Raw genomic sequence first — 13,475 nt, 5'->3', positions numbered from 1 at the left:
GGGTAGAACGCCCCAACGACGAGCTCGCCCACCGCTATCAGACCGAGCTTTGTAGGGCGGAGGGCGGACGGGACTTGAACATGTGACCGATGGATTCGCCACGGACTATCCCCTGGACTCCGAACCTCGGCGACTGCTCGACTAATCTCGACATGACCGAGGATTTCTCTCCGATCCTGAAACTGCGACTTCAAGACTACTCGGGATGCCTCGGTGGGACTCGACCGGGCTTGGATCGAATAAGCGTTGGATAAGCGTGAACGCATCAGGTGGCAAGCGCAGCGCACTGCGCTTGACCCCGAGTCCACGCCAGTTATTCAGGCGCGGTTCAGATCTCGAGCGGCCCTGGCGAAGGCGGAGCTGGTGTCGGCGCGCCATCGAGGATGGCGTTGACCATCCGCTCTGCGCGTTCGGTGAGTAGGTCGCCGGGGTAGAACTCCTCGTAGAGTTCTTCCGCGCTTTCAAGTGTGTGGATGTCGCAGAGCGCGAGCAGGAGGCGGATGTCGCGGGTATCGCGACCGGGGCGGTTCGCCCGGAGTTTCATCGCGAGCATCGCTTCCTTCGAGGCGACTTGGATGACGATGCCGCCGTTGTCGTAGATCGCTTCCCATTCCACGGCACGGCCGAGCGTCGGGATCGCGTCAGCGTCGTTCACGTCGAAGTTCAGCCAGCGCGCATCCCAACCATGACGACTGGCGACCCGCCCGGCTGCAGCGGCGACCGATTCATCAGAGCCCGGGTGGACGTGCAGCGCATCCAGGTCTTGCGTGGTGCCTCGGTCGAAATAGCGCAGCGCAAGGGCCGCTCCACCGACTAGCCGAATGCCCGCGACCTCTCCGACGACCCGAAGCTCCGCAACAAGATCTCGGAGACCGGAGATGATCTCGTCACGGTCGAGCGCCGTGCCTGCCATCAGACGCTCGCAAACGTGTCGGCCCACGCAAGGACGCCACGTTCAGCGAACTCGTCGGGCACGTCGTCGCGCCCGGGCGCAGGGTCAGCCGGATCGATCCGGAACACTACGGGGTCAGCCAATGCACGAGCCGAGTCATCGACCCATGCAGGCAGTGGGATCTGCTCCTGGTTCAGCCGCCACGCCACGAGAGCCGCGATGACGGCATCCCAGACACGGTTCCCAGTCGACTCAGGTTCAGCCAGAGCAAGGATGCCTCGGACGAGTCCATGCTCAGCAGTGAGGTCGTCGTTCAGCTGAAGCAACGCACGGAGCGCACGGTCCGGATCTCCCGCGCGAAGGCGGTCGCGAATCGTCGCCGCCGCGCTGGCCGCATCGTCCCGACGCGTCGGTGCCGCATACAGGCGATACCCTGCACCGGCAAGCAATCGGTCCACAGTGCTGAACGCAGCATCCCTCCCCCGCTCATGATGCGAAACGCTCGCCTGATCGATCCCAGTCAGCGCTGCAAGCCCCGACTGCGTGAGATGCCGACTCCGACGGGCGGCCCTCACCAGCGCCGACGACTTCACCATTAAGCACCTCCAAACCAAGAATATGACATCTACATCATAATTGCTTCCATGGGCCAAGGAACCACATCGGAACATGTCCAGTCCAAATCACACCGCGCCCCGCCGGTATCGCGATCCCCGAGTCATTGGCACGACCTAAATGGTCGACCCACCCCCGGTAGGTTCGGCGGCGAACTCGCCTTTCGCACACAAGTCCGCCTCCGGATACGCCGGCATGAACCACGCGAGCCTAGAGGGGCGCCTTGAAGCCGCGGCCGAGGTCACTCGCGGCATGCCGGGGCGTAGGGCCGCGCCCCGAGCAGTTCCCCCCACTCGTCCTCGGTGAGTACTCGTCCCGCGATGCGGCAAGCGCGTTCCTCCCACACCGCCGGCTCGGCGACGACGACCTGCCAACGCCCGTCGGACTGTTCGAGCGAGACGGTGCGCTCATCGAGCTCGGCGGGTCCATCGTCCCGTATGTGCAGGTCGCTGCGAAAGGCTGCCGACCAGTCGCCGTAGTCCGACGTGATGATCGCGCCGTCCTCTCCGGCTGTCACAAGCTCGCCGGTCGGTCGGAATTCGGCCGCTGTGACCCAGCCGTCATGATCCCGGAGTGTCTCCGCGATCTCGCCGGTCGCGGTGCTCGCCACTACGACGTCGTTACCGGCGGCGAGTGCCAAGCCTCGATCTCCCGGGGCGGTGACCTTCCGAAGAATCGAGCAGGAACGATTCCCCTGGCCGAGGCGGTGGAGGCGTTGGAGTCGCTACTCGGGTAATCGATCGGACGAATCCAGGCCGATCTAAACGACGTGCGCCCCGCCGCAAGTTCTACCCGATCAGGCTCAGTAATGCGCGGCGCAACCTCTAGCCCAGCGGTGCCGGCCGGTGACCAAATACTTGTTGGATAAACGTTGACGCGTCCAGACGGCGCGAATAGCGGTCGGGAAGCCCCAGATCAAATGGCTATTAGAGATTCCCGACACGAGACCCGCGAATCAACTGGACTCGGGTTCAAGAGCCGAACTGAAATACCTGATCAATGGGGATTTCTGGAATCCACGATCAGTTAAACCGCGGCCAATCCGAGTACATGCCATTCACGGAACATCGCACTAAATTCCTGATCAGATACTATTTACGACAAGTAGGGCGGACGGGACTTGAACCCGTGACCGATGGATTATGAGTCCACTGCTCTGACCGGCTGAGCTACCGCCCCTCGCGGCGCGTCACTCGGGGAGTGCCACCGGCGCGACCTCGGTGACCGGGTCGGCCACCGGCTTTCCACGATACAGGCTCTCGAACGTCGAGATCGTGCGCTGGATGTCGTGGGCGGCGATGAGGCGTATCGACGCCTCCTTCATCGCGCGGTACTCGTCGGCCGTCGCCTCGAGCACCGTGCGGAGCTTCTCCGCGAGGTCGTCGGGGCTCGACGGCTCGAAGAGATAACCGTTCTCGCCATCGTGCACGAGGTGCGGAAGGGCCATTGCATTCGCCGCGACGACGGGAAGCGCCGAAGCCATCGCCTCCATCGTGACGATGCTCTGCAGCTCGGCGATCGACGGCATCGCGAGCACGGAGGCGCGGTGGTAGGCGTCGCGCAGCTCGTCGTCGGTGACATAGCCGGTGAAGGTCACGCGGTCGGCGATGCCGAGCTCGACGGCCAGGTGCTCGAGGTTGCGCTTCTGGTCGCCTCCGCCGACGATTTCGACCTTGGCGTCGAGTTCGGCCGGAAGCAGCGTCAGCGCCCGGAGGAGCACGTCTATCTGCTTCTCGCCGGTCACACGGCCGACGAAGAGGATGCGGTTCTCGGTGCGCGGCTCCCACGACGGCGAATACTTGTGCGCATCGATGCCGCACGAGATCGCATGCACGCCAGTGAGGCCGGTGTGCGTCTCGAGGAACTGCGCGGCCTTGCGCGTCGGCGTGGTCACGGCCTCGGCCCGCCCGAACGAGCGCCGTGCCGCCTTCCACGCGAGACCGACCGCCCACTCCTGCCACGCCTTCGGCACCAGCGTGAACTCGAGCATGTTCTCGGGCATGAAGTGATTGGTGCCGACGATCCGGATGCCGCGCTTGGCCGCCTCGACCGACAGGCCGCGCCCCACGACGATATGCGACTGGAAGTGCACGACGTCGGGCTTCACGGCGTCGATGATGCGTGCGCTGTTCTGCTTGATGCGCCACGGCAGTGCGAAGCGGAGCCAGTCGTGCGGATACCAGCGCCAGCTGTAGAGACGGTGCGCCGTGAGTTCCTGGCCCTCGTGCACCTCCTTCCACGTGCCGTGCTTGCGGCTCGCAGCGGGGGCGACGATGTGCACGGCATGGCCGCGCTCGACGAGTCCGGCCGCCAGTCGCTCGGCGAACCGCGCGGCACCGTTCACATCGGGTGCGAAGGTGTCGGCTCCGATCAGGATCGTGAGCGGCCGCTCCGTCATTGCGCCGTCGTTGCCGGCGGGGGTTGACGCACCGGGTGTGTCAGACACGTGGTGTAGTTCCTCACAGTTCTCGGATGGGGACCGATCGGCCGGTCGAGTGCGCGGCGCGGGGATCGGCTCTCGCGGACTGCATCCGACCTTAGTCTACGCAACGTCGGCTTCACGCTCGGCAGCCGCATGTCGCCCGAGCCCGCTCAGAGTCTGGTCTGCGGGTGGTTGCGCGCGAGCATGAACACGCCCCAGACGGCGATCACGCCGGCGATCACGAAGACGACGTTCGCCCAGATCGGCGCCTGCGACGCCTCGCCGAGCACGACGATGCCGATCGCGACGGCGACCATCGGGTCGACCACGGTGAGGCCGGCGATCACGAGGTCGGGCGGGCCCGTGGCATACGCATTCTGCACGAAGTACGCGCCGAGCGCCGTCGCGAGAAGGAGGCCGAGCAGGCAGAGCATCGTCAGCCACTCGAACTCGCCCTGCTCGAGTCGGCCGAGCACGACCTTCGCGAGGGTCGCGACGAACCCGTAGAGCACGCCCGCCATGATCACGTAGAAGATCGCCCGGATGCGGTGCCGGAGCATGACGAAGGCGACGCCGGCGAGGGCGAGCACGACCGCGAGGATGATCAGGATCGTGATGAGGTGCCGATCGGTGACCGGCTTGTCGACCGCCGTGAACGCCGCGACGCCCACGAACAGGAATACGCCGCCCACGCACATGACGATCGCGGTGATCGACTTGTGGTTGAGCCTCACGTGATTGATCCGCGAGTTCATGATCGAGGTGATCACGAGCGCGATCGCCCCGAGCGGCTGCACGACGATGATCGGCGCGAAGTAGAGGCTCGCAAGCTGGAACGCGATCGCGAGCCCGAGCATGAGCGTGCCGATCACCCACGAGGGCCGGGCGAGGAGGAGCGCGAGCTGTCCGACGTTCAGGCCCTTGCCGAGGCTGTCGACCGTTCGCGACTCGACCTTCACCACCCCGCGGTGCTGGAACTGGGCACCGAGCGAGAGGAACACGGCACCGATGAGGGCGAGGGGGATCCCGATGAACTGGGTGGGGTCGAGTGCGATCTGCTCGGAGAGGTCGCTCAGGTCCGGTTCCACGCAACGACACTACCCGTTCCCCGCCGATATCCTTGGCGAATGGCCGTGCTACCCATCCGCATCTCCGGCGATCCCGTGCTCCACTCCCCCGCGGCTCCCGTCGAGGCCATCGACAACGAGCTCCGCGACCTCGTGCGCGACATGTTCGAGACGATGGATGCCGCGCCCGGCGTCGGCCTCGCGGCCCCGCAGGTCGGCGTTGCGTTCCGGCTCTTCACCTACAGCTGGGTCGACGAAGGGGGCGTGCGGTGGCGCGGCGTCGCGATCAATCCCGAACTGTGGGTCTCGCCGCCGCCGGCCGGCGAGCCCGACCTCGATGAGGAGTCGGAGGGATGCCTCTCGTTCCCGGGCGAGCGGTTCGGGCTGCGGCGCGCCGAGCGCGCCATCCTCCGCGCCACGGGTCTCGACGGCGAGCAGTTCGAGATCGCGGCCGAGGGCTGGCTGGCGCGAATCTTCCAGCATGAGTACGACCACCTCGACGGTACGCTCTACCTCGATCGCCTCGACGAGCGCGACCGGCGCATCGTCGCGAAGATCACGCGGAAGCTCGGCTGGGGCAGGCCCGGTGCGTCGTGGCTGCCAGGGGTGGACCGACTCGAAGCCTGAGCGGATGCGGCATCCGGATGCCTCGAGCGCACCTCTCAGGCGAGGGCGCGAATGCCTGCCGCGACCGCCGCGGCGACGATGACGACCACGATGAACGGCACCCGCAGCGCGAAGAGCGCGGCCGCGACGATGACCGCCGGCACCCGGGCGTCGACGACGATCGCCCCGTCCGCCCCGAGCGTCTGCACGGCGATGAGCGCCGCGAGGAGGGCGACCGTGAGCAGGTCGGCGATGCGCGCGGGCCGTTCGCGCTCGAGGAGCCCGGCGGGCACGAGATAGCCGCCGAGCTTCAGCGCGAACGTCGCGGCCGACGCGACGAGGATGACGTGCCACATCGTCACGATGCCCTCCTGCGCGAGAACAGGTCGAACCAGCCGACGACGAACGCGACGACCGCGGCGACGAGCACGGGCAGCCCGGGCATCAGCACCGGCATCGTGACGGTCGCGACGAGCGCGGCGCCCACCGCGACGGCGCCCGCCTGGAAACGCTTCAGGCGGGGCCAGAGGAGCCCCAGGAACGCAGCGGCGGCGGCGGCATCCAGTCCCCAGGCGCGGGTGTCGCCGAGCGCATCGCCGATGAGCGCCCCGAGGAGGGTCGTGAGGTTCCAGCCGGCGAAGATCACGACTCCGGTCACCCAGAACCCGATCCGAGCCGAACGACCCTCGGTCTGCGCGAGGGCGACCGCCGTCGACTCGTCGATCGTCACCCACGCCGCCGCGACGCGGCGGATGGGACCGTCCGTGTCGACGACCGGCTTCATGCGCATGCCGTAGACCACGTTCCGGATGCCGAGGAGCGCCGCCGTGGCGATCGCCGAGCCGCCCGCCGCCACGCCGCCGCTCGCGAGCACCCCGACGAGCGCGAACTGCGAACCGCCCGTGAACATCACGAGGCTGAGGAAGCAGGTCTGCCAGACGTCGAGCCCGGCCGCGACCGAGAGCGCGCCGAACGAGATGCCGTAGGCGGCCGTCGCGACGCCGACGGCGAGGCCGTCGCGCACGGCGGTGCGACGGAGATCGGGCGCGGGAGGCGGCGACTGCTCCTCCACGACTACCCTCCCGAATCGACGAAGGGCCGCCCGGAGTATGCGGACGGCCCTCGTTGCTCCCCCACTTGGACTCGAACCAAGAACCTATCGGTTAACAGCCGATTGCTCTGCCAATTGAGCTATGGAGGATCGCGTGTTCAGCAGAGTCACTCTAGCAAAGCAACAGGCGGACTCCCAATTCGAGGCACCCTCATGACCGGGAGCCGGGGCCCGGTCATCCGTCACCTCGCGGTGCCGTCATCGAGCTCGTCGATCACGGCGTGCCCGTCGTCGAGCGCGCCCGCGAGGGCCATCACGTAGGGATGCCGTGGATCGTGGAAGACCTCGTCCATCGTGCCGAGGGCGGCGAGCTCGCCGCGGTCGAGCACCGCGATGCGGTCGGCGATGCGGCGGAGCACCGGGAGGTCGTGGGTGATGATGAGCGCCGTGAACGTGTGCTGTTCGCGGAGCTCGAGGATGAGCTGGGCGACGACGTCGCGCACCGTGAGGTCGATTCCCGCGGTCGGCTCGTCGGCGATGAGCACCGACGGCCCGAGCACGAGCGCCCGGGCGAGCGCCACTCGCTGGCGCTGCCCGCCGCTCAGCTCGTACGGGTACTTCTCGAGCATGCTGAGCGACAGCCGAACGCCGTCCACCATGGTGGCGACGCGGGTCTCGAGGGCCTTGCGGTTGTAGCGTCGATCACGCTCGAGGATCGGCTCGCCGATGATCTCGGCGATCGTGCGATCGGCGGGCAGCGTGGCCGCCGCATCCTGAGGCAGATAGCCGACGTGGAACCGGTACTCGGGCAGCTTGCGTCGTGCGATGCCGCGCAGGCCGTGCCCGAGCACGGTCGCCGCCCCGCCCGTGATGACGGGTGCGACGTCGGATCTCTGCGGGTCGAATGCGACGCCCGCCAGCACCTTGGCGAGCGTCGACTTGCCGCTGCCGGCGCTGCCGAGGAGGCCGACCACCTCACCCGGTGCGATCGTCATCGAGAGGCCGTGCAGTGCCACGTGCGCGGGGCTCGCGCCGTGCGCGGGATACTCGAGGGTGAGATCGCTGAGGACGATCGGGTATCCATGCGCCGCGCCGCGCATCAGCCCGCCTCTCGGAGTCGACGGAGTTCGTCGCGACGAGTGGCCTGTGCGATCGGATCGGGAACCGGGAGCGAGGCGAGGAGCCGCTGCGTGTAGGGATCGGCCGGAGCGCCCAGCACCTCGGCTCCGGTTCCCTCCTCGACGAGTGCGCCCCGGTACAGCACGGCGATGCGGTCGGCGAGGAGGTCGACGACCGCGAGATCGTGGCTGATGAAGAGCGACGCGAACCCGAACTCGCGCTGGAGCTCCCGGAACAGGTCGAGCACCCGGGCCTGCACCGAGACGTCGAGGGCCGAGGTCGGCTCGTCGGCGATGAGGAGCTCGGGTTCGAGTGCGAGCGCCCGGGCGAGACTCGCCCGCTGACGCTGGCCGCCGCTGAGCTCGTGCGGGAAGCGGTCGCCGTAGGCGCGTGGCAGCTGCACGGCCTCGAGCAGTTCGTCGACCTTGCCCCGCGCGTCGGCGGCGTTCGCCGCCCTGCCGTGGATCACGAGCGGCTCGGCCACGCAATCGGCGATCGTGAGCAGCGGGTTGAAGCTCGAGGCGGGATCCTGGAACACGAAGCCGATGCGGCTGCGCACCGGCCGGAAGTCTCGCTCCCGGATGCCGTTCATCTCCTTGTCGAGCACCCGGAGCGAGCCGCCGCTCACCCGGGTGAGGCCGGCGATGGCCCGCCCGATCGTCGTCTTGCCGGAACCGGATTCGCCGACGAGGCCGAGCACCTCCCCCGGACGGATCACGAAGTCGACGCCGTCGACGGCACGGAACCCGGGACGGCCGAAGCGCCCGGGATACTCGATCTCGAGGCCGACGGCCTCGACCACCGTCGGCTGCTCCAGCCAGTTGGACGGGCGCGCGGCGGCGCGCTCGGCCGCGCGGGCGACACCGTGCCCGACGTACGGCACGGCGGCGAGCAACGACTTGGTGTAGTCCGCCTGCGGTGCGGCGAACAGGGTGGCGGCATCCGCCTGCTCGACGACCTTGCCCTGGTACATCACCGCGACCCGGTCGGCGAGGTCGGCGACGACGCCCATGTTGTGGGTGATGAGCACGATTCCCATGCCGAACTCGTCACGGCAGCGCCGCAGCAGGTCGAGGATCTCGGCCTGCACGGTGACGTCGAGCGCGGTCGTCGGCTCGTCGGCGACGATGAGCCCGGGATCGAGCACGAGGGCCATCGCGATGACGACGCGCTGCTTCTGACCGCCCGAGAACTGGTGCGGGTAGTGGTCGATCCGCTCCTCGGGGTCGGGGATGCCGACCCGGCCGAGGATCTCGATCGCCTTCGCGCGCGCCTCCTTCCTCGAGAGCTCGGAGTGCGCGCGGAGCCCCTCGATGATCTGCCAGCCGACGGTGTAGACGGGGTTCAGCGCCGTCGACGGCTCCTGGAACACCATCGCGACATCCGTGCCGCGCACGTCGCGCAGCTGCTTCTTCGAGAGCGTCATGACGTCGCTCTCGTCGGTGCCGGCCTTGTTGGAGAGCACGACGGCCCCGCTCGTGGTCGCCGTCTCGGGAAGCAGGCCGAGGATCGTCTTCGCCGTGACGGTCTTGCCGCTGCCCGACTCGCCGACGATGGCGAGCACCTCACCGCGCTCGACCGAGAGGGACACGCCGTCGATGGCCTTCACCGCGCCGGCGTCGGTCGAGAACGAGACGCCGAGGTTCGTGATGTCGACGACCGTGTTCGTCGGCCGGCCCTGATCCAGGCTCATCGCTTGACCTCGATTCCGTGTTCGTCGAACGTCTCTCCGTCTTCCAGTCCGTCGAGGCCGCCGGGGCCTGCGGTGAGGGTTCCACCGGGCACGACGGATGTCTCGGCCACCTCGCCGGCGGCCTGTGCCACGCGGCGACGTCCGCGCAGGCGCGGGTCGGCGAGGTCGTTGAGGCTCTCGCCGACGAGCGTGATGCCGAGCACGACGAGCACGATCGCCAGGCCCGGGTACAGCGCCGTCCACCAGATGCCGCTCGTGACATCCGACAGCGCCTTCTGCAGGTCGTACCCCCACTCGGCCGCCGCCGTCGGCTCGATGCCGAACCCGATGAAGCCGAGCCCCGCGAGCGTGAGGATCGCTTCGGAAGCGTTCAGGGTGAAGATGAGCGGCAGCGTGCGCGTCGAGTTCCGAAGGACGTGCCGGAACATGATGCGGCTGTTGGACGCACCCAGGACCTTCGCGGACTCGACGAACGCCTCCGCCTTGATCCGCACCGCCTCGGCACGGATCACGCGGAAGTACTGCGGGATGAACACCACCGTGATCGCGATCGAGGCCGAGAGCACCCCGGCCCAGAGATCCGACCGCCCACCCGAGATGGCGATCGACACGACGATCGCGAGCAGCAGCGACGGGAACGCGTAGATCGCATCGCAGACGACGACGAGCACACGGTCGAGCCAGCCGCCGAAGTACCCCGAGACGAGACCGAGCAGCACGCCCGCGAAGATCGAGAGGATCACGGCGACGATGATGACGAGGATCGCGGTCTGAGCTCCCCACAGCACGCGCGACAGCACGTCGTAGCCGCCCACGGTCGTGCCGAACAGGTGCTCGGCCGACGGCGGCTGCTGGCTGCCGAACGGACCGTCGGCGTCGCGAAGCTGTGCGAACCCGTATGGCGCGATGACCGGCGCGAACACGGCGATGAAGATGAACCCGCCGGTGAGCACGAGTCCCGCGATGAGCATGCCTCGCTGGAGTCCGACGCTCTGGCGGAGCTGGTGCACGACGGGGATGCGGTCGCGCAGGAGCCGCTTCGGCGGCCGCAGGGTGGTGTCGGTGGTCATGTCAGTACCTCACCCTCGGGTCGATGAACGCCGCGATGATGTCGACGATGAAGTTGGTCAGGGCCACGATCACGGCGAGGAGGGCGACGATGCCCTGCACCGCGACGAAGTCCCGAGCCTGGATGTATTCCACGAGCTGGAAGCCGAGGCCGTTCCATTCGAAGGTGGTCTCGGTGAGCACGGCGCCGCCGAGGAGGAGGGCGATCTGCAGGCCGATGACCGTGATGATCGGAATGAGCGCCGGCCGGTAGGCGTGCTTGCGGAGGAGGCGGTACTCGCTCACGCCGCGAGACCTCGCCGCATCGACGTAGTCCGTCGTCAGCGTGCCGATGACGTTCGTGCGCACGAGGCGGAGGAACACTCCGGCGGTGAGCAGACCGAGCGCGATCGCCGGCAGCACGGCGTGCGAGAGCACATCGCCGAGCACCGCCGGGTCGCCGGTCATCAGCGCGTCGATCGTATAGAAGCCCGTGCTGTTCGGCAGCATCTCCATCTGGATCTGGGCGCCCGTCGATGCACGACCGGCGACCGGGAGCACGCCGAGCCAGACGGAGAACACCAGCTTCAGCAGGAGGCCCGAGAAGAACACCGGCGTGGCGTAGCAGAGGATCGCGAAGACGCGGAGCCCCGCATCCTTGCCCTTGTCGCGGAAGTACGCGGCCACGAGCCCGAGCGGAATGCCCACGATGAAGGCCACGATCAGGGAGTAGAACGCCAGCTCGAGCGTGGCGACCCCGTAGGTGAGGAGGATTTCGACAACCGGGCGGTTGTCGGTGATCGTCGTGCCGAAGTTGCCGGTGAAGAACTGGCCGATGTACTCCAGGTACTGCACGATGAGCGGCCGGTCGAAGCCGGCCGCGTGGATGCGCTCGGCGAGCTGCTCCGGCGGCACCTGGCCGCCGAGCTTGGCGGTGATCGGATCACCGGTCGAGCGCATCATGAAGAACACGAGCGTGACGAGGATGAAGATGGTCGGGAAGATGAGCAGGAAGCGGACGAGGAGATATCGGGCGAACCCGCCACCCTGCGATCTGGGCTTCGGTCGGCCCGAGACGGGCGCGCCCTCGGCGAGCGAAACAGTGTCAAAGGTGCTCATGGGATTCCTCGGGGTACAGGGGAACGGGGGCGACCCGCGGTAGCGAGTCGCCCCCGTCGTCGAGCTTCAACGACTCTAGTCCGTGACTAGCCCTTGGAGAGCGCCGCGAAGCGGAACTTGAAGGACGCGTCCAGCGTGTCTTCCACGCCGGAGATGTCGGTGCCGACCACCGCCACCTGGGCGCCCTGCAGGTAGGGAACGGTCGACAGGTCGGCCGCCACCTTCCGCTGGATCTCCTCGATCAGCGCGGTGCGGGCGGCCGGGTCGGTCTCCGAGGCCTGCTCGATGATGAGGTCGTTGACCTCCTGGTTCACGTAGTGATTCGCGAGGAAGTTCTCGATCAGGAAGAACGGCGTGAGGTAGTTGTCGGCGTCGGAGTAGTCGGGGAACCAGCCGAGCTGGTATGCCGGGTACACGTCGGACGTGCGGTCCTCCGAGTACTGCACCCACTCCGTGGTCTGCAGGTTCACCGTGAACAGCCCGCTCGATTCGAGCTGGTCCTTGATGAGCGCATACTCGTCGGCCGAGGACGGGCCGTAGTGGTCGTTCGAGTACTGCAGGTTCAGTTCGACGGGCGTGGTGACGCCGGCAGCCGACAGGCGTTCGGCGGCCTTGTCGGGGTCGGCCGCGCCCGAACCGTCGCCGTAGAGCTCCTTCAACGGCTCGATCGCGCCCTCGAGGCCGGCCGGAACATAGGAGTACAGCGGGGTGTAGGTGCCCTTGTAGACCTGCTCCGAGAGCTCGTCGCGGTCGATGAGGTCGGCGACGGCCTGACGGACGGCGAGCGCCTTGGCCGGGTCGGCCTCGGGAGTCTTCGCACCGAACGGCTGCGTGTCGAAGTTGAACACGATGTAGCGGATCTCGCCACCGGGGCCCTCGACCACGTTCACGTTGTCATTGCCCTTGAGGTCTTCGATGTCGGTCGCAGAGAGGCTCCGGTGCGCGACGTCGATGTTCCCCTCCTGCACGTCGAGCTTCATGTTCGACGACTCGGCGTAGTACTTCAGGTTGACGGTCTCGGTCTTCGGTTCGGCGAGCAGGCCCACGTAGTCGGGGTTCGCCTTGAAGGACACGAGGTTGTTGAAGTCCCAGCTCGTGATCACATACGGGCCCGCGAACGCGTTCGCCTCGACGATGTCCTCGTCGGGGGTGAGCTCGTCTGCCGCGAACACCTCGTCGTCGACGATGGCGCCCGGGAAGCTCGTGAGGATGAGCGGGAAGACCTGGTCGTTCTCGGCCTTCAGATGGAAGACGACCGTGGTGTCGTCGGGCGCCTCGACGCTGTCGAGGTTGTAGAGCAGGCTCGAGGCGCCGTTGGGGTCGGCGATCGCGATGTTGCGGTCGAACGAGAACTTCACGTCGGCCGAAGTCAGGTCGTTGCCGTTGGCCCACTTGAGACCCTCGGGAAGTGTGACCGTATACTCGCTCGGCGAGGTGAACTCAGCCGACTCGGCGAGGTCGGGAACCACCTCGGTGCTCTGGTAGTCGGTGTTCAGCAGGTACGGGAAGACCTGGGTCTGCACCGCGAGCGAGCCGTTGTCGTACGAACCGGCCGGGTCGAGCGTCGTCACCTTGTCGGTCGTGCCGACGGTGATCGTGCCACCGGCCGCCTCGGTGCTTCCGCCGCCGCCCGCCGTGCAACCGGCGAGGGCGAGGGCTGCCACCGAGACTCCGGCCGCCGCGATGATGGCGCGGCGCCGGTTCGTGGATGCGGATGTCATATCCGTCTACCTCTTCCTGTTCAGGACTGAATCGCGCAGCAGAGGACCGCTCCGCGCTGTCGTATCCCCCAGACCTAGCACACGGGCCCGCGAATCTTGCATGGTGCATGGGCGGGACGGAGG

13 protein-coding genes and 2 tRNA genes are annotated in these 13,475 nt (G+C 67.5%); 1 reads left to right on the top strand and 14 read right to left on the bottom strand.

The features are described 5' to 3' along the window. Positions 1-328: 328 nt before the first annotated feature. The 6 genes from ACFWN7_RS08795 to ACFWN7_RS08770 form a co-directional block, all read right to left on the bottom strand. On the bottom strand, positions 329-913 hold the full coding sequence (locus ACFWN7_RS08795) for a hypothetical protein (RefSeq protein ID WP_376938424.1): 585 nt from the start codon (positions 911-913) through the stop codon (positions 329-331). After that, positions 913-1,488, bottom strand: a complete 576-nt coding sequence (locus ACFWN7_RS08790) for a helix-turn-helix domain-containing protein (protein ID WP_376938423.1) — start codon at positions 1,486-1,488, stop codon at positions 913-915. The genes ACFWN7_RS08795 and ACFWN7_RS08790 overlap by 1 nt, the downstream gene beginning before the upstream one ends. Positions 1,489-1,748: 260 nt before the next feature. Beyond that, on the bottom strand, positions 1,749-2,147 hold the full coding sequence (locus tag ACFWN7_RS08785) for a hypothetical protein (RefSeq protein ID WP_376938422.1): 399 nt from the start codon (positions 2,145-2,147) through the stop codon (positions 1,749-1,751). A gap of 465 nt (positions 2,148-2,612) precedes the next feature. Further along, positions 2,613-2,686: transfer RNA gene (locus ACFWN7_RS08780), tRNA-Ile, on the bottom strand. 10 nt (positions 2,687-2,696) lie between these two features. Next, positions 2,697-3,905 (bottom strand): glycosyltransferase, encoded by a 1,209-nt coding sequence (locus ACFWN7_RS08775; RefSeq protein WP_376938452.1) that lies wholly within the window; start codon positions 3,903-3,905, stop codon positions 2,697-2,699. Between the two features lie 194 nt (positions 3,906-4,099). Continuing rightward, positions 4,100-5,017, bottom strand: coding sequence for a DMT family transporter (locus tag ACFWN7_RS08770; protein WP_376938421.1), 918 nt, complete (start codon positions 5,015-5,017; stop codon positions 4,100-4,102). A gap of 39 nt (positions 5,018-5,056) precedes the next feature. Here ACFWN7_RS08770 and def point away from each other — a divergent pair, with 39 nt between their 5' ends. Then, complete coding sequence (gene def / locus ACFWN7_RS08765) at positions 5,057-5,623, top strand: peptide deformylase (protein WP_376938420.1); 567 nt, start codon at positions 5,057-5,059, stop codon at positions 5,621-5,623. A gap of 35 nt (positions 5,624-5,658) precedes the next feature. Here def and ACFWN7_RS08760 read toward each other — a convergent pair whose 3' ends face one another. The 8 genes from ACFWN7_RS08760 to ACFWN7_RS08725 form a co-directional block, all read right to left on the bottom strand. Beyond that, a complete protein-coding gene (locus ACFWN7_RS08760; RefSeq protein ID WP_376938419.1) occupies positions 5,659-5,964 on the bottom strand; it encodes an AzlD domain-containing protein in 306 nt (101 codons plus the stop codon). Beyond that, positions 5,961-6,674, bottom strand: a complete 714-nt coding sequence (locus ACFWN7_RS08755; protein ID WP_376938418.1) for an AzlC family ABC transporter permease — start codon at positions 6,672-6,674, stop codon at positions 5,961-5,963. The genes ACFWN7_RS08760 and ACFWN7_RS08755 overlap by 4 nt, the downstream gene beginning before the upstream one ends. A 56-nt stretch (positions 6,675-6,730) precedes the next feature. Then, positions 6,731-6,803 (bottom strand) — tRNA-Asn (locus tag ACFWN7_RS08750). Between the two features lie 92 nt (positions 6,804-6,895). Continuing rightward, positions 6,896-7,753 (bottom strand): ATP-binding cassette domain-containing protein, encoded by an 858-nt coding sequence (locus ACFWN7_RS08745; RefSeq protein ID WP_376938417.1) that lies wholly within the window; start codon positions 7,751-7,753, stop codon positions 6,896-6,898. Further along, a complete protein-coding gene (locus tag ACFWN7_RS08740) occupies positions 7,753-9,465 on the bottom strand; it encodes an ABC transporter ATP-binding protein (RefSeq protein WP_376938416.1) in 1,713 nt (570 codons plus the stop codon). The genes ACFWN7_RS08745 and ACFWN7_RS08740 overlap by 1 nt, the downstream gene beginning before the upstream one ends. Next, positions 9,462-10,535 carry an ABC transporter permease gene (locus ACFWN7_RS08735; RefSeq protein ID WP_376938415.1) on the bottom strand — a complete coding sequence of 358 codons (1,074 nt, stop codon included), beginning with the start codon at positions 10,533-10,535 and terminating at the stop codon, positions 9,462-9,464. Before ACFWN7_RS08735 ends, ACFWN7_RS08740 begins: the two co-directional genes overlap by 4 nt. Position 10,536: 1 nt before the next feature. Further along, complete coding sequence (locus ACFWN7_RS08730; protein WP_376938414.1) at positions 10,537-11,631, bottom strand: ABC transporter permease; 1,095 nt, start codon at positions 11,629-11,631, stop codon at positions 10,537-10,539. A gap of 86 nt (positions 11,632-11,717) precedes the next feature. Next, complete coding sequence (locus tag ACFWN7_RS08725) at positions 11,718-13,352, bottom strand: ABC transporter substrate-binding protein (RefSeq protein WP_376938413.1); 1,635 nt, start codon at positions 13,350-13,352, stop codon at positions 11,718-11,720. Between the last annotated feature and the right edge of the window lie 123 nt (positions 13,353-13,475).

Origin of the sequence: Agromyces sp. NPDC058484, assembly GCF_042720415.1 — a bacterium.
In the GTDB taxonomy this organism is placed as follows: domain Bacteria; phylum Actinomycetota; class Actinomycetes; order Actinomycetales; family Microbacteriaceae; genus Agromyces.
The sequence above is the reverse complement of the archived record's forward strand: the minus strand, read 5'-3'. Positions and strand labels throughout refer to the sequence as shown.